Origin of the sequence: Bacillus sp. SIMBA_074, from assembly GCF_046534555.1 — a bacterium.
Lineage (GTDB): Bacteria > Bacillota > Bacilli > Bacillales > Bacillaceae_G > Bacillus_A > Bacillus_A mycoides.
The window spans coordinates 1-345 of record NZ_JAWRYM010000216.1 but is presented as its reverse complement, the minus strand read 5'-3'; the positions used below and the strand labels follow the sequence as shown (position 1 = coordinate 345).

The window sequence follows — 345 nt, the reverse complement described above, 5'->3', positions numbered from 1 at the left end:
ATCACGATGGTTAATCAAACGAAATTCGGAAAAACTGGCTATACCGTTTTGCTTGATAAGAAGGGGATATTCGTTACACATCCTGACAAGAAAAAAATTCAACAGGATATATCAAAGGAAAATATCTTCAGAAAAATGAAAAGTGAATCCGGTTCAATGATAGAGGAATATGAAGGGCAAAGCCGGATCATCGGATACGCCACCAATCCAACCACTGGATGGCGAATTGCTGGAGTAATGGAAGAAAATGAAGTAATAGCCCATGCAAGCCCGATGATAATCGGTAATATCATCACAATGTTGATCGTCTTTACTGTCACTGCACTAACTGCCATCTTCATAACC

General features: G+C 39.4%; 1 pseudogene. It reads left to right on the top strand.

The window, feature by feature from the left end:
• A pseudogene (locus SB773_RS30565) lies at positions 1-345 on the top strand (hypothetical protein); the annotation flags it as partial.